Annotated in this window: 18 protein-coding genes; 8 read left to right on the top strand and 10 right to left on the bottom strand. The window is 63.7% G+C overall.

Annotated elements, in window-relative coordinates:
- Window positions 1-2: 2 nt before the first annotated feature.
- The 3 genes from ACVWZ4_RS31560 to ACVWZ4_RS31550 form a co-directional block, all read right to left on the bottom strand.
- Window positions 3-2,192 (bottom strand): RNA degradosome polyphosphate kinase, encoded by a 2,190-nt coding sequence (locus ACVWZ4_RS31560; RefSeq protein WP_456742292.1) that lies wholly within the window; start codon window positions 2,190-2,192, stop codon window positions 3-5.
- A gap of 191 nt (window positions 2,193-2,383) precedes the next feature.
- Window positions 2,384-3,061 carry a chromosomal replication initiator DnaA gene (locus ACVWZ4_RS31555; protein WP_456703262.1) on the bottom strand — a complete coding sequence of 226 codons (678 nt, stop codon included), beginning with the start codon at window positions 3,059-3,061 and terminating at the stop codon, window positions 2,384-2,386.
- A 92-nt stretch (window positions 3,062-3,153) separates the two neighbouring features.
- Entirely contained in the window at window positions 3,154-3,696 is a 543-nt protein-coding gene (locus ACVWZ4_RS31550; RefSeq protein WP_456703263.1) for a CDP-alcohol phosphatidyltransferase family protein, read from the bottom strand.
- 154 nt (window positions 3,697-3,850) lie between these two features.
- Between ACVWZ4_RS31550 and purM the strand changes: the two genes are divergently transcribed.
- Both purM and purN read left to right on the top strand, forming a co-directional pair.
- The gene (purM, locus tag ACVWZ4_RS31545) at window positions 3,851-4,924 is read left to right on the top strand and encodes a phosphoribosylformylglycinamidine cyclo-ligase (RefSeq protein WP_456741868.1); all 1,074 of its coding nucleotides are present in this window, start codon (window positions 3,851-3,853) and stop codon (window positions 4,922-4,924) included.
- Window positions 4,924-5,577, top strand: coding sequence for a phosphoribosylglycinamide formyltransferase (purN, locus tag ACVWZ4_RS31540; RefSeq protein ID WP_456741867.1), 654 nt, complete (start codon window positions 4,924-4,926; stop codon window positions 5,575-5,577). Before purM ends, purN begins: the two co-directional genes overlap by 1 nt.
- Before the next feature lie 90 nt (window positions 5,578-5,667).
- On the opposite strand, the gene ACVWZ4_RS31535 is transcribed toward purN, so the two are convergent.
- Entirely contained in the window at window positions 5,668-5,874 is a 207-nt protein-coding gene (locus ACVWZ4_RS31535) for a cold-shock protein (RefSeq protein ID WP_008129967.1), read from the bottom strand.
- 371 nt (window positions 5,875-6,245) lie between these two features.
- Here ACVWZ4_RS31535 and ACVWZ4_RS31530 point away from each other — a divergent pair, with 371 nt between their 5' ends.
- Window positions 6,246-7,430, top strand: a complete 1,185-nt coding sequence (locus ACVWZ4_RS31530; protein WP_456741866.1) for an autotransporter outer membrane beta-barrel domain-containing protein — start codon at window positions 6,246-6,248, stop codon at window positions 7,428-7,430.
- A gap of 19 nt (window positions 7,431-7,449) precedes the next feature.
- On the opposite strand, the gene ACVWZ4_RS31525 is transcribed toward ACVWZ4_RS31530, so the two are convergent.
- Window positions 7,450-8,487: a LysR family transcriptional regulator gene (locus tag ACVWZ4_RS31525; protein ID WP_456703267.1), complete on the bottom strand. Its 1,038-nt coding sequence runs from the start codon at window positions 8,485-8,487 to the stop codon at window positions 7,450-7,452.
- Between the two features lie 78 nt (window positions 8,488-8,565).
- On the opposite strand from ACVWZ4_RS31525, the gene ACVWZ4_RS31520 reads away from it, so the two are divergent.
- From ACVWZ4_RS31520 to ACVWZ4_RS31500, 5 genes are all read left to right on the top strand, one after another.
- Complete coding sequence (locus tag ACVWZ4_RS31520) at window positions 8,566-9,177, top strand: hypothetical protein (RefSeq protein ID WP_456705265.1); 612 nt, start codon at window positions 8,566-8,568, stop codon at window positions 9,175-9,177.
- Window positions 9,164-9,790 carry a GNAT family N-acetyltransferase gene (locus ACVWZ4_RS31515; RefSeq protein WP_456741865.1) on the top strand — a complete coding sequence of 209 codons (627 nt, stop codon included), beginning with the start codon at window positions 9,164-9,166 and terminating at the stop codon, window positions 9,788-9,790. The genes ACVWZ4_RS31520 and ACVWZ4_RS31515 overlap by 14 nt, the downstream gene beginning before the upstream one ends.
- Window positions 9,791-9,809: 19 nt before the next feature.
- The gene (locus ACVWZ4_RS31510) at window positions 9,810-10,370 is read left to right on the top strand and encodes a cysteine hydrolase family protein (RefSeq protein ID WP_456741864.1); all 561 of its coding nucleotides are present in this window, start codon (window positions 9,810-9,812) and stop codon (window positions 10,368-10,370) included.
- Between the two features lie 34 nt (window positions 10,371-10,404).
- Window positions 10,405-10,572, top strand: a complete 168-nt coding sequence (locus tag ACVWZ4_RS31505; RefSeq protein ID WP_456703270.1) for a hypothetical protein — start codon at window positions 10,405-10,407, stop codon at window positions 10,570-10,572.
- Window positions 10,573-10,731: 159 nt separating this feature from the next.
- Window positions 10,732-12,114, top strand: a complete 1,383-nt coding sequence (locus ACVWZ4_RS31500; protein ID WP_456703271.1) for an aspartate aminotransferase family protein — start codon at window positions 10,732-10,734, stop codon at window positions 12,112-12,114.
- Between the two features lie 86 nt (window positions 12,115-12,200).
- Here ACVWZ4_RS31500 and rnd read toward each other — a convergent pair whose 3' ends face one another.
- From rnd to ACVWZ4_RS31475, 5 genes are all read right to left on the bottom strand, one after another.
- A complete protein-coding gene (rnd, locus tag ACVWZ4_RS31495; RefSeq protein WP_456734950.1) occupies window positions 12,201-13,349 on the bottom strand; it encodes a ribonuclease D in 1,149 nt (382 codons plus the stop codon).
- A gap of 410 nt (window positions 13,350-13,759) precedes the next feature.
- Window positions 13,760-15,082, bottom strand: coding sequence for an ABC transporter substrate-binding protein (locus tag ACVWZ4_RS31490; protein ID WP_456741863.1), 1,323 nt, complete (start codon window positions 15,080-15,082; stop codon window positions 13,760-13,762).
- Between the two features lie 11 nt (window positions 15,083-15,093).
- Window positions 15,094-15,963 (bottom strand): carbohydrate ABC transporter permease, encoded by an 870-nt coding sequence (locus ACVWZ4_RS31485; RefSeq protein ID WP_456703274.1) that lies wholly within the window; start codon window positions 15,961-15,963, stop codon window positions 15,094-15,096.
- Window positions 15,960-16,910, bottom strand: coding sequence for a carbohydrate ABC transporter permease (locus tag ACVWZ4_RS31480; protein WP_456741862.1), 951 nt, complete (start codon window positions 16,908-16,910; stop codon window positions 15,960-15,962). Before ACVWZ4_RS31480 ends, ACVWZ4_RS31485 begins: the two co-directional genes overlap by 4 nt.
- A 1-nt stretch (window position 16,911) precedes the next feature.
- Window positions 16,912-17,763, bottom strand: coding sequence for a phosphodiesterase (locus tag ACVWZ4_RS31475; RefSeq protein WP_456741861.1), 852 nt, complete (start codon window positions 17,761-17,763; stop codon window positions 16,912-16,914).
- Window positions 17,764-17,767 lie beyond the last annotated feature (4 nt).

The following is a 17,767-nucleotide window of genomic DNA, read 5'->3' as shown; positions in this document are numbered from 1 at the left end:
GGTCAGGACGGATGGCGTTCGTTGCGGCGCGTGAGACGACGCGGCGAAGATTCCTTGAGCGACTTTCCACGGCCAGACAGACTCGGATTTGTCATGAAGTAGTTGTGCACGTTGAAAGGCTCCTCGCCCTTCGCGGCCTTCATACGCGTTGAGGACCCGTCCGGCAACAATTGCCAGCTCTGCTCATTGTCCTTCAGGTTCGCGACCATGATCTGTTCGAGAACCTGCTGGTGCACCGTGGGATTTTGCAGCGGACACAGCACCTCGACGCGGCGGTCGAGGTTGCGCGGCATCATGTCGGCCGACGAGATATACACAGCCGCTTTCGCACTCGGCAGGCCCTGGCCCATGCCGAAGCAGTAGATTCGGCCGTGTTCCAGGAAGCGTCCGATGATCGATTTGACGCGGATGTTTTCCGACAGGCCGGGGATACCGGGTCTGAGGCAGCAGATGCCGCGCACCACAAGCTCGACCTGGACGCCGGCCTGGGAGGCCTCGTAGAGCGCGTCGATGATGTCGGGGTCGACAAGCGCATTCATCTTCATCCAGACCGCGCCGGGCTTGCCGTGACGCGCGTGCTCGGTCTCGCCCTGGATGTGCTCGATGATGCGCTTGCGCAAGGTCAGCGGCGACACCGCCATCTTTTCCAGATCGCTCGGCGCGGCGTAGCCCGTGATGAAGTTAAACACGCGCGCGGCGTCGCGGCCGATGGTCGGCTCCGAGGTGAAGTAGGAGAGATCCGTATAAATGCGTGCGGTGACCGGATGATAATTGCCGGTGCCGGTGTGGACGTAAGTGGTGAGGCTGCCGCCCTCGCGGCGTACCACCATCGAGAGCTTGGCGTGCGTCTTCAGCTCGAGGAAGCCGTAGACGACCTGCACGCCGGCGCGTTCGAGATCGCGCGCCCATCGGATGTTGGCCTCTTCGTCGAAGCGCGCCTTCAGCTCGATCAGCGCGGTGACGGATTTGCCGGCTTCGGCAGCCTCCGCGAGCGTGCGCACGATCGGCGAATTGTTGGAGGTGCGGTAGAGCGTCTGCTTGATCGCGACCACATCAGGATCGCGGGCGGCCTGCTGCAGGAACTGCACCACCACGTCGAACGACTCGTACGGGTGATGGACGATCAGATCCTTCTGCCTGATGGCAGCGAAGATGTCGCCGCCATGCTCGCGCACGCGCTCGGGGTGGCGCGGCACGTAAGGGGTGAATTCGAGGTCGGGCCGGTCGAGACGCGTCAGCTGCGAAAGTTCGTTCATGGCGAGCACGCCGTCGACCAGGAACACCTCGTCGTCGGCCGCCGACAACGCGTGCTGGACGAAGTTGCGCAGCTCCTCCGGCATCTTGGCGTCGATCTCGAGGCGGATCACCGATCCACGGCGGCGGCGCTTCAGCGCGGTCTCGAACAGGCGGACGAGGTCTTCGGCCTCTTCCTCGATTTCGAGCTCGGAGTCGCGGATGATGCGGAAGGCGCCCTGGCCGTGGAGGCTGTAGCCGGGGAACAGACGGTTGATGAACAGTCCGGTGGCCTGCTCCAGCGAGATCAGGCGGACCTTGCCTTCGGCCGGCAGGCGGATGAAGCGGTCGATCTTGCCGGGCATGCGGATCAGCGCGTTCATCTGCTTGCCGTCGGCCTCGCGGGTGAGCTGGAGCGCGATGGTGAAGCCGAGGCTCGGGATGAATGGGAAGGGGTGGGCCGGATCGATCGCCAATGGCGTCAGCAGCGGGAAGACGTTGTTGAGGAAATAGTCCTCGAGCCAGGTCCGCTCGGCCTTGCTGACCTCCTTGCCGTCGACCAGCACGATGCCGACATCGGCCAGCGTGCCGCGCAGGTCGCGCCAGATCGCCTGCTGATCGCTGGCAAGTTGCGAGACCGTGCGGTTGATCAGCGCGAGTTGCTCGGACGGAGTCAGGCCGTCCGGGGCACGCTCGGCAATGCCCTCGCGGACCTGCGCCTTGATACCGGCGACGCGGACCATGAAAAACTCGTCGAGGTTATTCGCCGAAATCGACAGGAATCGCACCCGCTCCAGCATAGGGTGGCTGGGATTGACCGACTCCTCGAGAACGCGGCGGTTGAAATGCAGCCAGGACAGCTCGCGGTTGATGAATCGCTCAGGGCTCGAGGCGATCGCCGGCAGGCGCTCGGCCTCCGTGGCTTTCTCTTTCGTTTCAACAGCTTGCGCGGAATCCATAAGAAGTCGGTCCATCTCGTTCGCCCCACATTGCGACTTGTGCGCAAATCCGGCCGGAGCATGTGTTAGTGCGATGACGTTTCGATGACATTGATGTTCCGCCGCCGCGCCGCGTCAAGCGGGCCCAAAGGGGGGGGGGCCAAGCGGGTCCGAGAGGAGACCAAGAGGAGGCCTAAGACGCGCCCTTGCGGTCAGCCGTCGCGGAGCAGCTCGGCAGCGAGCGCCCGGGTGACGGGCCGGCCCAGCCGCAGCGCCTCGCCATCGAGCAGCTCCACGGCGCGCCGGGCGGCGGCCGAGGATCGCTCCAGCCGGGTGGCGAGGTAACTGACGACGCTTTCGTCCACGCTGAGCTGGCGATCGGCGCAGAATTTGACGATCAGGCCGCGGAACAGCTGGTCGTCCGGCGACCGCAGCGAAATCACCGGAATCGTCCGAAAGCGGGAGCGCAGGTCGCGGAGCTCGACCGCTATCGCCGCCGGCGTCTCGCGCCCGGTGAACAGCACATAAGCGCCATCCTCGCGGGCGAGATTCATCAGATGGAAGAGGGCGCGTTCGTCAAAATCACCGGCTTTCAGATCCTCGACCACCAGCGCGCCGGTCGCGAGCGCTCCGGGGACGGCTGGGGCGCTCAGCGCGCTGGCCGTGGTCGAGCGGGCACCTGATAGCTCGGCCCAGATCGTGGCCAGATGGCTCTTGCCTGCACCTTCGGGACCGGCGAGCCACATGGTCCGGTTTGGCCATTCCGGCCAGCCGTCGATCAGAGCGACGGCGGCGGCGTTAGCGGGACCTTCGAGAAAATTGTCCCGGCTGAGGCTTTCCGCATGCGGAAGCGAGAACGCCAATTGTCGGGGTTGAACGCGGCCTGCCACGCTTGCTTTGCTCCGTGCCGGCGTGCCGGCGTTGTCTGCAACATTCGACTTATTCGATCGGGAGTTGGCCTTTTGCGGGGCCGCCTGCCGTCTCATTTGGCCTCGATCGTACTCATGTGCCGCAGCCACTCGACGAGATAGAGCGACACCGAAGAGAGCGTGAACAGCGTGACGAAGCCCATCAGGATCACGTCATAGGGCGCCGGTCCGAAGCCGAAGGCAAGCGCAGCCAGTACCAAGGCCGCGTAGGAGACCTGTGCGGCTGTGTTTAGCTTGGATACTTTCGACGGCCGCATCTCGACCGGCTTGTCGAACAGCCAGGATACGATCACGGCCGTGACGATCATGATGTCGCGGGAGACCACCAGGATCACGATCCAGCGCGGGATGTCGCCCCGGATCCCCAGCGACAGGTAGATCGACACCAGCAGCGCCTTGTCGGCGAGGGGATCGAGCAGGGCACCGAGCTCGCTCGCCATGTTGAAGCGCTTGGCCAGGAAACCGTCCACGGCGTCGCTGATCCCTGCGATCAGGAAGACGGCGAACGCCACCTCCATTTGGCTCGACACGATGGCCCAGACGATGATCGGGACCAGCATGATGCGGCCCAGGGTAATGATGTTCGGAATACTCACACGGCGCTTCCCGGCACCCGACCTGTCCTCGAATCGGCCTCTTAGAGGCTGAACCGGTTGATATCTCTACATAGTATAGGGCGGGGCGCCACGCTTGCCATTGCGCGTCCCCGGAATTCGACGTAACCAGCCGCAAACCCACTGGAAATCGGGCATGACCGACCGCAAAAACGGCCTCACTTACGCCGATTCAGGCGTTGATATCGACGCGGGCAATCGCCTCGTCGACCTGATCAAGCCGATGGTGCGTGCCACTGCACGGCCGGGCGCCGATGCCGAGATCGGTGGATTCGGCGGCCTGTTCGACCTCAAGGCGGCCGGCTTCAAGGACCCCGTCCTGGTCGCCGCCACCGACGGCGTCGGCACCAAGGTCAAGATTGCCATCGAAACGGGCTTGCACGGCGGGATCGGCATCGACCTTGTCGCCATGAGCGTCAACGACCTCGTGGTGCAGGGCGCCGAGCCGCTGTTCTTCCTCGACTATTTCGCCTGCGGCAAGCTCGACCCGGAGGCGACGGCTGCGATCGTCGCCGGCGTCGCCGAGGGGTGTCGGGAATCCGGCTGTGCCCTGATCGGCGGCGAGACCGCCGAAATGCCTGGCCTCTACAAGGACGGGGACTACGACCTCGGCGGCTTTGCCGTCGGTGCCGCCGAGCGCGGCACGCTGCTGCCGCGCAAGGACATTGCGGCGGGCGATGCCGTGATCGGTCTGGCCTCGTCGGGTGTCCACTCCAACGGCTTCTCGCTGGTGCGCAAGATCGTGGAACAGTCCGGGCTCGGTTTCGAGGCGCAGGCGCCGTTCGCACCTGTCATGACGCTCGGCGGCGCGCTGCTGACGCCGACGCGGCTCTACGTCAAGTCCTGCCTGCGCGCGATCCGCGAGACCGGTGCGGTGAAGGGCCTCGCCCATATCACCGGCGGCGGCTTCATCGACAACATTCCGCGCGTACTGCCTGGTCATCTCGGTGTCGGCATCGATCTGGCGCGCCTGCCGGTGCTGCCGGTGTTCAAATGGCTGGCGGCACAAGCCGGGATCGCCGAACTCGAAATGCTGCGTACCTTCAACTGCGGCATCGGCATGATCGCGATCGTCGAGCCTGACAAGGTCGACGAGGTGGTGCGGGTCTTCACTGATGCCGGTGAGACCGTGGCGCAGCTCGGCACCGTGATCCCGGCCGAGGGCGAGCACCGCGTCGTCTATAACGGCCATCTCGATATGGCGCTGTGATGAAGCGCCGCGTCGCCATTCTGATCTCCGGCCGCGGTTCCAACATGGCCGCGCTGATCAAGGCCGCGGCTGCTGCGGATTTTCCGGCGGAGATCTCCCTCGTCATCTCGAACAAGGCCAATGCGCTCGGCCTCGAACAGGCCAAGGCGGCCGGCACGAAAACGCTGGTGATCGAGAGCAAGCCGTTCGGCAAGGATCGCGCCGGCTTCGAGGCGGTGCTGCAGGCGGCGCTGGATCAGCACGGCATCGAGCTGATTTGCCTCGGTGGTTTCATGCGCCTGTTCACCGCCGAGTTCACCAAGGCCTGGTATGGGCGGATGCTCAACATCCATCCTTCGCTGTTGCCGTCTTTTCCGGGTCTCGATCCGCACGGCCAGGCCTTGCGCGCCGGCGTCAAATTATCAGGCGCGACGGTGCACTTCGTGATTCCCGAGACCGATGCGGGTCCGATCGTGATGCAGGGCGCGGTCCCCGTCAGCGATCACGACACGGCTGAAACGCTGTCCGAGCGCATTCTGGAAATCGAGCATCGCATCTATCCCGCGGCGCTGAGCCTGCTTGCGACCGGCAAGGTCAAGATCGAGGGCGATGTCTGCAGGACGGCGGGCAGCGCGGCGTCGGAGAATTTCCTGATTGCGCCGGCGGTGCACTGAACCGCGGTGCCCTTTCGTTGGCCAGAAGCAAAATCCCCCGGCAGAGCCGGGGGCAACGTCATGATCTCTCGCGCGTGGCTTTGAGAGAAATCAGGAGACCTTGAGGTTCTCCGCGGACGATTTGCCGCGGTTCTCCACGAGGTCGTATTCAACCACCTGGTTCTCATTCAGGGTCGAGAGTCCGGCACGCTCGACGGCCGAGATGTGGACGAACACGTCCTTGTCGCTGCCGTTCGGCTTGATGAACCCGTAACCCTTGGTCGGGTTGAACCATTTGACGGTGCCCTTTTGTGGCATCGTTAGTCTCCTCCGCTAGATACTAAAAAGACGCGGCCGCTTTTCGCGTGCCACGTCACAAACGGGCTTCCGGAAGTCTGTTCGAGTCTCATCGTCGCGAAACGCACAGCCGAGCGGCCAATTCCGATTGTGTAAGGTATTCCAACACGAAAATCGCGCGCTAGCAAGCCGCGCGCAAACTTCAAGACCGCACTGGAGACATCCCGCTGCAATTTGCGACCTGTGGCAGCGGAACCACATCTTGAGGAATCACCCCGGCAAAGCACGAGGATCGGTTGACCCCTCGTGGCAGTTCAGCACAAATCGTCGCACCTGCTCGCCGTATCTGTTGCATTTTTGCGGGCCGCCATTTTGCTTCGGGAATAGTCGTCATGTGCTGCACTGAGCAGCCCCAAGGGACACGGCAGACGATCGGGCTGGACCGTGTCCGCCGGATCGTGACGGCGATCGCCATGACACTCGGCGTCGTCGGCATGATACCAGCGACGGCGGCATTCGCGCAGACCCCGACGCCGACTTCCTCTCCGACACCCACGCCGACGCCCACCCCGACACCGTCGCCTTCACCGTCGCCGTCGCCGATCCCGACCCCGACATCGACCAATGCCAACCAGTCGGCCGGCAATACCACGCTCAATCTGGGTTCGAATTTTCTCGAACGGCTGGGCAACCAGGCCTCGAGCGGCATCAACCGGGCTTCGCGCACCAATCCTGGCGGCGGTGGTGCGTCGGAAGCTGCAGACGATCCGCGCTACCGCACCTGGTACGAGGGTTACGGCATTTCGGTCCGCACTGATCCGCAGGGTGATTTCGTCGGTGACAAGCGCACCACGTTCGGCGGCGTCGCCGGCTTCGGTGCGAGGGTCGCGCCAGGCATCAATCTGGGCTTCTCCGTCGACCAGAGCCACACCGACATCGACGTGCCGCTCGCGCTTCAGTCGGCGACACTCGACCTGACGCAGATCGGTTTCAACGGTTCGATCGACAAGGGACCATGGACCTGGGCCTTCGCGTTGGTGCACGGTTTCGGCAAGGTGCATTCCGGCCGCGATACCGGCTTCGGCCTTGCCGTCGCGGGCTATCACGCCGCGGTCGACGGTGCGCTCACCGAGATCAACTACTACTGGACCAAGGATCAGATGCGCATCGTGCCCAAGGGTGCGCTCGAATATGTGCGCGCCACCAGTGCGGCATTCCAGGAGGCCGGAGGGCTTGATCCACTCAACGTCGGCGCGAGCGCGATCTCGCGCGCGCGTGTCATGTTCGGCGCCGAGGTCGGGCGTTACTTTATCTTCGACCGAAAAATCCTCGACCTCTCCGCCTACGGCAAGTTCGTGGACAATTTTTACCAGGATCTCGGCTCGGTGCAGGTCAGCCTCGGGACCCAGAACATCATCGTTCCCGGCATCGGCGAGAGCCGTTACGGCATGGACGCCGGCGCCTCGGCGTCGCTTAGCCTGACCAACACCGCGCGGCTGTATGTCAATTATGACGGTAAGTTTCGCAACGAGCTGACCTCGCACCAGGGCACCGTCGGCTTCGAATATCGGTGGTGAAGGGACCGCTCCCTTCCACTCACGTTGGCGTCGCCGCAACGTATCCAGACAATCCAAAGCCCTCGCGTGCGGCCGTCATCATCGGCACCAATGCGTTCGGATGAATGAATTCGTCCCGGAAGCAGGGATAGGTTTTGGGATCGAAAATCTTCTTCAGCCAGTCAACCACGATCTTATGCCGCTCGGAGGCGCGGAACTCCTTGTGATAGGTCAGCCAGAGGTCGGCATGATGGCTGACGCCGAGGTCGACGGCGACGAGCGGTGCACCGAGCGCGATCGACGCCGTCGGCAGGAAGCCGATGCCGGCACCGCGCTCGACCGCATAGAGCACGCCGACGGAAGAGTTGGTCTTGATCCCGACGATCCCTTCCAGGGTCAATCCGAGGATGCGGGCATAAGCGCCGTCGTCGACCTGTGGCGCGTTCTGCTTGACGATGCGATGGTTGGGCAATTCGGCGAGCGTCGCCGGCACGCCGTAGAGATCTGCATAGCTCCTGGCGACGAAGGGATAGATGTGAAGACGGCCGAGCTTGGCGACGATGAGGTCGGGATTGATCGGCGGCTCGAGCTGGATCGCAATGTCCGACTCCAGTCGCGCGACATCGGCTTGCTCCATTGCACAGCGCAGGTCGACGGTGATCTTGCGATAGGTTTTCTGGAAATCGATCAGCCGCGGCAGGATCCAGAAGTTGCCGGGGCCCTCCGTCACCGCGACGCGCACCGTGCCCGAGGTGTCGTCGGACGAACGCGATGCGCGGCGAAAGACATTAAAAGCGTGGTGCTCCATAAGCGCGACGTCGGCGATCATCGCGGTGCCTTCGTCGCTGAGCGTGAGCCCGCTCTGGTCGCGCAGGAAAAGCTTGCAACCGATGCTCTCTTCGAGCCGGTCCATCCTGCGCATCAATGTGGTAGAGGTCAGCCCGAGCTCTTCGGCGGCGTTTCGGAAACTTTTAAATTTCGCGCAGGCTAAAAACAGTTTCAAATCGTCCCAGGACGCATTTAGCGCGTCTTCATGGTGCTGCATCATTGCAGCACCCCGGTGCAATAGTTGCTGCATACTCCTGATCTCCAGCCGCTAAGCTCGTCCCCATAGCAGCGCGTAGAACCGCCTGAACGATAGAGGGATGGCTTGGCTATGGAAAGGGGCTCGTTGACCGCGAGGCATGATTTCGACTCCTTGCCTCTGAGTCCAGACGTCGATGTCCGTTGCGCGCAGTCGGGGGAAATCGCCGCGCTCGCGGAGATGGCGCACCGGCTGGTGCCGGGCGTGCAGATCGGCGCGGTCGATCTTGCGAAATATTTTGCTTTCGATCCCCAGAGCATCCTGACATTCACTCGGAAGGGCAATCTGCTCGGCGGCATGGCATTCCTGTTTCTCAATGACCGCGGGCACGATGCATTGTTGCTCGACGATATCTGCCTGACAGCACCCGAGAGACGCTATCTCGCCTCCGCGAATGACGACGTCGCAGCGATTTACATCTGGGCGATCGCAGCGACGGGGCGCGGCATCGCCGGCCTTGGCAGGGCTGCGGCGCATCTGCGTGAGGTAAGATTCCGCGAGGCGGATTGCTATGCGCAGCCGTCAACCGTGGCCGGACGCGAGCTCATGAGGGCGACCGGATTCGAACCCATTTCGAGCTTCCAGCCCGACCTCTGGCGGTACGAGCGCCCTTGGCATCGGCGGCCGATCCGCACACCGGGGGCAGTTTTTCAAGCAAGGAGTTTCGCAGATGCACGGCACTAGGATTCCCCTCGTCAAGCCCGACTCCCGCGCCATCACCATCCGCCTTGCGCGCGATCCCACCGACCTCATGCTGGTCACGGCCATTCGCTCCGCGGTCTATCTCGCCGAGCAGGATTGTCCGTTCGAGGAGGAGTTCGATGGCAACGACATGGTCGCCGCGCATTTCATCGGCTACATCGGCAACGAGCCGGCCGGTTGTCTGCGGGTAAGGTTCTTCGGCGATTTCGCCAAGGTGGAGCGGCTCGCGGTGCGGCACCGATATCGCCGCTCGCGCATCTCGTTCAAACTGGTGCAGGCCAGCGTCGACTATGTGAAGCGCAAGGGGTTCCGCAAGATCTACGGCCAGGCGCAGGACCGGCTGGTGGATTTCTGGGCCCATTTCGGCGCCAAGCCGCTCGGCCACAACCGTAAGATCACTTTCTCGGATTTCTCCTACACGGAGATGCTGCTGGAGATCGAGCCGGGGCCGGACGCCATCACGCTGGACAGCGATCCCTATGTGATCATCCGCCCCGAGGGCGACTGGGACCGTCCGGGCGTGCTCGACGCCTCGGCGGGGCGGGCAGTGACGTCGCCCCTGCGGGACCTCGCTCTCGCCGATCGCCGAAACTGATGCAGGTCTGCGCAAGACAATGCTGGTCTCTCACGACAATCCGCTGGTCCTGGTCTTCGCGGACCTCCAGGTGGAATATCTGATCCCGGGGCGCCGCCACGTCATTCTCGACGGCGACGCCGCAATCATGCGCTGCCTGGCGTTGCTGGCGTTGTGGCGGAGCAATCTCTGGCCAGTGATGCATTTGAAACGCATCGCGGAGGCGGCGTGGTTCAATCCGTCATCCAGGCTGACCGATTGGATTGCGGAAGCCAAGCCTCGGCCCGGCGAGATGACGTTCGAGCACGCGTTGCCATCGGCTTACAGCTCCTCGCGCTTCGCCGATCATATGTCCAATGTCCGCAATGTGCGCTGCGTGCTGACCGGCTTTTCCCTCGACGAGACTATCCTGGCCACCGTCGTCGAGGGGTTTCATCGCAGCCACCGCTATCAGGTGATCACCGATGCCGTGGCCTGCCGGGAGCCGGGCACGGGCGAGGCGGCCGCCTACAAACAGTCGGTGGTGAATGTCATCGCCAACTTTGCTACACTCCAGTCCAGCGCCGAACTGATCAGGACCAGCGGTGCCGTCGCGGTTTAGGCAGACGCGATCGGCGGATGGATGGGGTGGGACATTGTCTCAGAAGGACGAGCTCAAGGAGCTGGCGAGCGACCTCTCGCGTGCCGTCGAGAGGGCGCGCCGGGTTGGTCTGCCCACGACCGTCTATCTGCTGTCCATGGCGCTGGTCGAGGTGAGGGAAGCCGCAGCCGAAGCGGACGGGAATAGCGACGGGCCGGCCTGAGCGCTGTGTCATATGCGGCGTTGTGCATCGCTGCCGCGCGCTTGCTGCCGACGAATTGGCGTTGCAAGTTTCGGCACATCGCAATAGCCAAGTAACCCGACAAATCAGGCGAACGATGCCGGCCGCGCCGGCCAGGTGATGACGTAAGGGATCCCGCAAATGTCCATGCTGCCGAATTCGCAAGAAGCCCGGGATGTGGCCTATCAGCTCCACGCCTATACCAATGCGCGCGCCCATCAGCAGGCCGGTCCGCTGGTGATCGAGCGCGGTGAGGGGCCATACGTGTTCGACGCGTCGGGCAAGCGCTATTTCGAGGCGATGGCAGGCCTGTGGAGTGTCGGGCTCGGCTTCAACGAGAAGCGGTTGGTCGAGGCCGCGCACAAGCAGATGCAGGCGCTGCCGTTCTATCACACGTTCTCGGCCAAATCGCACGGCCCCTCGATCGACCTCGCCGAGAAGCTGGTGTCGCTCGCGCCGGTGCAGATGAGCAAGGTGTTCTTCACCAATTCAGGCTCGGAGGCGAACGACACCGTTCTGAAGCTGATCGCCTATCGGTCGAATTCGCTGGGTCAGCCTCAGCGCAAGAAGATCATCAGCCGTATGCGCGCCTATCACGGCGTCACCATTGCATCTGCCAGCCTCACGGGCCTGCCCAACAATCACCGCTCGTTCGACCTGCCGCTGCCGAACATCCTGCACACGGGCTCGCCGCATTTCTACAAGGACGGTGCGCCCGGCGAGAGCGAGGAAGCTTTTGCGACGCGCCGCGCCGAAGAGCTCGACACCCTGATCCAGACGGAAGGACCTGAAACCATCGCGGCCTTCTTCGGCGAGCCGGTGATGGGCGCGGGCGGCGTCATCGTGCCGCCGGCGACCTATTGGGACAAGATCCAGAAAGTGCTGAGCAAGTACGACATCCTGCTGATCGCCGACGAGGTGATCTGCGGTTTCGGCCGTACCGGCAAGATGTTCGGCTGCGAAACCTACGGCATCAAGCCCGATGTGATCGTGGTCTCCAAGCAGATCACGTCGAGCTACTTCCCGCTGTCGGCGATCATCATGAACGATCGCATGTTCGAGCCGATCGCCGACGAGAGCAACAAGATCGGCGTGTTAGGCCACGGCTTCACAGCGGGCGGCCATCCGGTCGGCTCGGCGATCGCGCTGGAAAATCTCAAGATCATCGAGGAGCGCGGTCTGGTCGTGCATGCGGCCGAGCTCGGCGCCTATATGCAGGGCCGCTTGCGCGAGCTCACGAGCCATCCGCTGGTCGGCGAGGTCCGGGGCGTCGGCATGATCGCAGCGCTCGAGCTCGTGCTCGACAAGGGCCGCAAGACCGCTGCCGCCACGCCCGGCGCCGTCGGCGGCATGGCGAGCCGCGTGCTGCAGGAACGCGGTGTGATCGCTCGCAACATGCTCGACGCCATCGCCATCTGCCCGCCGCTGATTAGCACCAAGGCGCAGATCGATGAACTCGTGGCGGCGATCACTGGCGTGCTCGATGACATGAAGCCGGAAGTGGCGAAGCTGCCGCAGGCGTAGGGGCTCGTTCTCTCCTCGTCGTCGCGAGGAGCCCTCGCGACGAAGCAATCCAGCCTGCCACTCGGAAAGACTCCGGTTGCGGACGCTTACGCGCGCTGAACCCCGATCACGCGGCCCTTCTCGATCGCGAGCGCCAGCTCGCCGCGCTTGAGCTTCAGCGCGGCATCGCCGAACAGCTCGCGGCGCCAGCCGCGCAACGCGGGGACGTCGGCTTCGTCGTCGGCCGCGATCTCCTCGAGGTCGTCGACGGTGGCGATCACCTTGCTGGCGACGGCATGGCGCTCGGCGGTCATGCGCAGCAGCACCTTCAACAGCTCGACGATCGCCGCGCCGTTGTTGTTGCTGCGTGGCTTCTCCAGCTTGGGCAGCGTCGACAAATCTCGCGCCAGCCCGCGCTGGACCGCCGCAACGATGTCCGCGCCCCATTTGGATTTCTCAAAGCCCTTCGGCACCGAGCGCAGATGGGCGAGCTTCTCGATCGTGTTCGGCGCGTGGGTCGCGATATCGCTGACGGCCTCATCGCGCAGCACTCGGCCACGCGGCACGTCCCGGCTTTGCGCTTCCTGCTCGCGCCAGGCGGCGACTTCCATCAGCACCGCGAGGTCCTTCGGCTTGCGCACCCGGGTCTTCAGCCGTTCCCAGGCCCGCTCGGGGTGGAAGTCGTAGGTCTTGGGCGAGGTCAGAACCTCCATCTCGATGGAGACCCATTCGCTGCGGCGGCGCTTCCTGAGGTCGGCGTCGAGCGCTGCGAACACGTCGCGCAGGTGCGTGACGTCCGAGACGGCGTAGTGCATCTGCTCCTTGGTCAGCGGCCGGCGCGACCAGTCGGTGAAGCGGTGGGTCTTGTCGGGGCGATGGCCGGTGACTTTTTCGACCAGCGCGTCATAGGCGATGCTGTCGCCATAGCCGAGCACCATGGCCGCGACCTGGGTGTCGAACACCGGATGCGGGATGATGTTGGCCTGGTGCCAGATGATCTCGATGTCCTGGCGCGCGGCGTGAAACACCTTCAGTACGCCCTCATTGGCCATCAGCTCGAAGAACGGCTTGAGGTCGATGCCCTCGGCCAGCGTGTCGATGACGATCGCTTCCTCGGGGCTGGCCATCTGCACCACGCACAGCAGCGGGTAGTAGGTGGTCTCGCGCAGGAACTCGGTATCGACTGTTATGACGGGGTGCTTGGCCAGCCGGCTGCAGGCAGCCGCGAGGTCAGCGGTGGTGGTAATCAAATCCATGAACGGCCCATGACACTTGGTATCAGCCGTTCTGCCGAAAGCGCTGTGATGTCAAGGGGCTCTAAGCGAATTCGAGCCTTGCATTTGGACCGGAATCGCCGTTTCCGACGGAAATCCTATTCGTAGCGGATGCGCTGAGAGGACTTGCGGGCGCAGGGGAGTGCCACCACGAGCACGCACATGGCCACCAATGCCAGACCCAGGAACTCGAAAACCAGCAAATCCACGACGGAATCTCCAGAAAGGTCGTTAGACTTGTCGGCTGTCCGTTGAGGGTCTGTTAATTCTCGTGGTTACCGGCGGCGGGCCGGGCGGGATGGTGGACGGGGGGTTAATGGTGGAACCGTCCAAACCGAATTCGGCGCCCCGCAGAACGGAGCGCCGATGTTCGATTGCCGTTGCATTCGGCCTTACGGCAGCTTCAGCGACGTCTCGGCGTTGTAAGGCTTGAGCGTCTCATCCGCTGCCTTCTGGGCGGCGACCAGGGCCTCCTTCGGCTGCTTCTTGCCGTTGAGGACCAGCATCACCTCGTCCTCCAGGTTTTTGCGCACCGGGACGGTCTTGTAGGTCGCAAACCACGGTTTTGCGACGTCGAGCTGCTCGACAGCGGTCTTGGCGTCGGGGTTCTTGTTGAGGAAGTCGACCATGTCAGGCGTCTTGTAGGCGGCCATGTTGGGCGCGAAATAGCCGGTGGCGCGGCTCCACCAGGCGCTCTTTTCGGGCGAGGTCATCCACTTGATCAGGGTCCAGGCGGCCTTCTGCTTGTCGGCTTCGACGCCTGCCGGAATGATCAGTGAGGCGCCGCCGATCGGCACTGCGTTTCGGACGTTGCGCGGGATGAAGGCGACCTTATAGTTGAACTTGGCGTTCTCGCGCACATAGGTCAGTGAGCCCGTCGACAGCATCATCATCGCGGCATTGCCCGCGATGAAGGAGGTGCTGACGGCAGGTCCCGGCGTGGCGCCGGGCGGGTGGACCTTGTATTTGCTGACGAGATCGCTCCACCAGGTCAGCGCGCCCAGCATCGAGGGTGTGTCGTAATAGACCTCGCCGCCGAACTCCTCGTTGTAGTACCGTCCGCCATTGCTCATAGTGAGCGTTTCCATCATCCAGCCGCAATAGTCATAGGCGCAGGGGATCGCGATGCCCCATTGGGTCACCTTGTCGCCGTCGCGTTTGGTGAGCTTCTTGGCCCAGTCGGTGAGCTCGGCCCAGGTCTGCGGCGGCTTGCTCGGATCGAGGCCGGCTTCCTTGGCCTTGTCGGCATTGATGTAGAGCAGCGGCGTCGAATTCTGGAACGGGACGCCATAGACCGAGCGGTTGATCACCGCGTTGCCGCTCAGCGCAGGGAAGAACTGGCCGAGGAACTGGCCCTTGCTGCTGCCGTCGGCGGCGATCAGGCTGTCGAGATTGGTGAGCTCGTTCTCGATCTGCATGTCGAGCAGGAAGTTCGCCGACATGATCACCGCGGCCGGCGGCTTGCCGGCCTTGATCGAGGCGCGCGTCTTGATCAGCGTATCGTCGTAGGAGCCGGTGTAGACGGCGGTCGCCTTGATGTCGGGGTGACCGTCGTTGAACTCTTTGATCAACGTGCTCATGTCGCGGGCGAGCTTGCCGTCGACCGGCACGGGGAAGAACAGCTCGATCTCGGTCGGGCCTTCGCCGGCGAGGGCCGGAAAGGCGAGGGCGCCCGCCATGGCAAGGCCGAGCATGAGCCTGCGGGAGAACAGCATCGACAAATCTCCTATTTGATGCCTGAGGTGACGAAAGAACTGATGAAGCGCTTCTGGAAGATCAGGAAGGTGATGAGCAGCGGCGCGATCACCATCAAGGTGCCGGCGGCGATGGTGCCCCAGGCCTGCGTGCCCTCCGCCGTCGCGGTGAAGACGGACAGGCCAACCGTGAGCGGCCGCTTGTCCGGCGAGTTGATCACCATCAGCGGCCACAGAAAGTCGTTCCAGTGGCTGGTGACCGAGATGATGGCGAACGCCGAGAAGCTCGGCAGCGACAGCGGCACATAGATGTGACGGATGCGCTGGATCAGACTGGCGCCGTCGATCAGGGCGGCGTCCTCGAGCTCGGCCGGAATCGCTTCGAACGCCTGGCGCATCAGGAAGGTCCCGAAGGCGGAGGCGAAGAACGGCATCATGACGCCGGCGAGCGTGTCATAGAGACCGAGCTGCGCGACGAGCCGCAGGTTCGGCACGATCAGCAGCACCGGCACCAGCATCAGCTGCATCAGGAACAGATAGAAGATCAGCGTCTTGCCGGCGAAGTCGAGCCGCGCAAAGGCGAACCCCGCGAGCGTGATCGTGACGAACTGCACCAAGAGGATGCCGGAGCAGATGATCGTGGTGTTGAGGAAGTAGCGCGGGAAATCGCCGATTTCCCAGGCATCCCTGACATTGTCGAGCGTGGGTTTCAGGCTCGGCACCAACTCGGCCATCAGATTGATGCCGTCGGCGGCCGGACGCAGCGTCGCCACGCCCATCCACAGGAACGGGATCAACCAGGCAAACGCGAGCAGCACGGTCAGCGCGAAGCCGAGCTTCGGCGTGATCTCGTTTCGCGTGGCGAGCGGGGCGTCCTCGTAGAGCTTGTCGATCAGCTTCATGCGCCGCCCTCCCGGTTCGCCATGGTCCGGAAGGACAGCGCGGTGAGGGCCATCAGGGCGGCGAGCGTCAGCAGCGTTGCCGCCGAGGCCGTGCCGATGTCGTAATGCTCGACCGCCTGCTGGTAGATGTAGAACAGCACAAGATTGGTGGCATTCGACGGGCCGCCCTTGGTCATGACGAAAACGTGGTCGACCTGCGTCACCGCGTTCAGCGTCGCGATCACGATGACGAACAGGAAGGTGGGCTTGAGCTCGGGCAGGATGATGTAGCGCAGCCGCATCAAGGGACCGACGCCGTCGAGATGCGCGGCTTCCATCACGTCCTCAGGCACGGCCTGGAGGCCGGCCAGGAAGAACAGCATGTAATAGCCGGCGTTCTTCCAGATGGTGATGACCATAATCGCGTAGAGCGCGACGTCGGGGTCGCCGAGCCAGTTCGGCAGCACCGGCAGCAGGCGGCCGATGTAGTAGTCGAGCAGGCCGACATTGGGCAGGAAGATGAATAGGAACAGCGCCGATGCCGCGACCATTGGGATCAGCACCGGCAGGAACAGCGCAGCGCGCAGCGCGCTGGTCACGGCATTGGTGCGCGCCAGCGCCAGCGCGAACAGCAGCGCAAGGCCGATGCTCGGAATCGCGGTGCCGACGGCATAGATGAGGTTGTTGACGACGGCTCCGGTGAAGGCGGGGTCGGCCAGCACTGCGGCGATGTTGTCGAGGCCCACAAAGCGAAGCGGCGCCTTCGGCGTGGCGCGCTGATAGAGCGCATCGATCAGCACGCGCCCCATCGCGCCATAGGTGAACAGGGCAAGGAAAATCAGGGAAGGCAGCAGCAGCAGATAGGCCGGCAGCGAGGCTTTGAAGCGGGCGGTGAACCGCGTCACGATGTGCAGGCGCGGCGGCGCCGATGCCGCGACCGGGAGAGCCGCGGGTTCAGCCAGGCTCATGTCACCGCGCCGGGAAATTGAGCGCATAGTCGCGTCCGTCCATTCCCGCAGGTGGGTCGAAGGGAAAGCGCAGACTGGTGTCGAGGAAGTCGTGGCTGTGCACGACGAGGTTTTCGCCGTCGATCAGCACCACGCCATAGGCCGGCGGCTCGTGGCTCGCCAAATGGTCGGCGGCATTGGCATCGAGCTCGAACCAGACCTGATGGTTGGTGCCGCGCAGCGTCGAGAACGGGATCTTGCCGTAGCTGCCGAAGATCGGCCGGTGCACATGGCCGAAGAAGAGATGGCGGATGCGCGCGCGATAGGGCGCGACCACTTCGGCGAACTCCGCGCTCTGCTTCAGCGCGATCTCATCCATCGCGCGGACGCCGACCGGGAAGGGCGGATGGTGCATGAACACCACGAAGGGCTGGTCGTCAGGGGCAGAGGCCAGCGTCTTCGCCAGCCAGTCGAACCGCTTGGCGCACATTTCGCCGGCGTGGCTGGTCTCGTCCAGTGTGTCCAGGAAGACGAACAGGCCGTGCTCGGTAGCGCGGGTGCCCTGCACGAAACCGTTGGGATCGCGCGGTGCGGCCTTCAGGCCGTCGAGGCAGGCCACGCGCTTGTCGTGATTGCCGACCATGGCGATGTACGGGATCTTCAGCGCAGCCATCGCCTCGGCAAAATTGGCGTAGGAGTCAGGCTCGCCCCAATGAGTGAGGTCGCCGGTCACGACCGCGAACACCGCGTCGGACTGATGCTTGTTGATGTCGGCGATGGCCGCGTCGAGGCGGGCGCGCGGGTCGAGGCCATAAAGCTGCTGGCCCGGGCCCGCAAGATGCGTGTCGGTGAGGTGGATAAATTTGAATGGCATGCGC

The sequence above is a fragment of the Bradyrhizobium sp. USDA 4472 genome (genome assembly GCF_054058595.1).
The sequence above is the reverse complement of the archived record's forward strand: the minus strand, read 5'-3'. Positions and strand labels throughout refer to the sequence as shown.

What these genes read in the sequence shown, in the direction of transcription:
- ACVWZ4_RS31490 (WP_456741863.1), bottom strand. Translation starts at nt 15,082, where the DNA reads ATGCTGTTCTCCCGCAGGCTCATGCTCGGCCTTGCCATGGCGGGCGCC.
- purN (WP_456741867.1), top strand. Translation starts at nt 4,924, where the DNA reads ATGAAGCGCCGCGTCGCCATTCTGATCTCCGGCCGCGGTTCCAACATG.
- ACVWZ4_RS31515 (WP_456741865.1), top strand. Translation starts at nt 9,164, where the DNA reads ATGCACGGCACTAGGATTCCCCTCGTCAAGCCCGACTCCCGCGCCATC.
- ACVWZ4_RS31510 (WP_456741864.1), top strand. Translation starts at nt 9,810, where the DNA reads ATGCTGGTCTCTCACGACAATCCGCTGGTCCTGGTCTTCGCGGACCTC.
- ACVWZ4_RS31485 (WP_456703274.1), bottom strand. Translation starts at nt 15,963, where the DNA reads ATGAAGCTGATCGACAAGCTCTACGAGGACGCCCCGCTCGCCACGCGA.
- ACVWZ4_RS31475 (WP_456741861.1), bottom strand. Translation starts at nt 17,763, where the DNA reads ATGCCATTCAAATTTATCCACCTCACCGACACGCATCTTGCGGGCCCG.
- ACVWZ4_RS31560 (WP_456742292.1), bottom strand. Translation starts at nt 2,192, where the DNA reads ATGGATTCCGCGCAAGCTGTTGAAACGAAAGAGAAAGCCACGGAGGCC.
- ACVWZ4_RS31480 (WP_456741862.1), bottom strand. Translation starts at nt 16,910, where the DNA reads ATGAGCCTGGCTGAACCCGCGGCTCTCCCGGTCGCGGCATCGGCGCCG.
- ACVWZ4_RS31525 (WP_456703267.1), bottom strand. Translation starts at nt 8,487, where the DNA reads ATGCAGCAACTATTGCACCGGGGTGCTGCAATGATGCAGCACCATGAA.
- ACVWZ4_RS31500 (WP_456703271.1), top strand. Translation starts at nt 10,732, where the DNA reads ATGTCCATGCTGCCGAATTCGCAAGAAGCCCGGGATGTGGCCTATCAG.
- purM (WP_456741868.1), top strand. Translation starts at nt 3,851, where the DNA reads ATGACCGACCGCAAAAACGGCCTCACTTACGCCGATTCAGGCGTTGAT.
- ACVWZ4_RS31530 (WP_456741866.1), top strand. Translation starts at nt 6,246, where the DNA reads ATGTGCTGCACTGAGCAGCCCCAAGGGACACGGCAGACGATCGGGCTG.
- rnd (WP_456734950.1), bottom strand. Translation starts at nt 13,349, where the DNA reads ATGGATTTGATTACCACCACCGCTGACCTCGCGGCTGCCTGCAGCCGG.
- ACVWZ4_RS31535 (WP_008129967.1), bottom strand. Translation starts at nt 5,874, where the DNA reads ATGCCACAAAAGGGCACCGTCAAATGGTTCAACCCGACCAAGGGTTAC.
- ACVWZ4_RS31520 (WP_456705265.1), top strand. Translation starts at nt 8,566, where the DNA reads ATGGAAAGGGGCTCGTTGACCGCGAGGCATGATTTCGACTCCTTGCCT.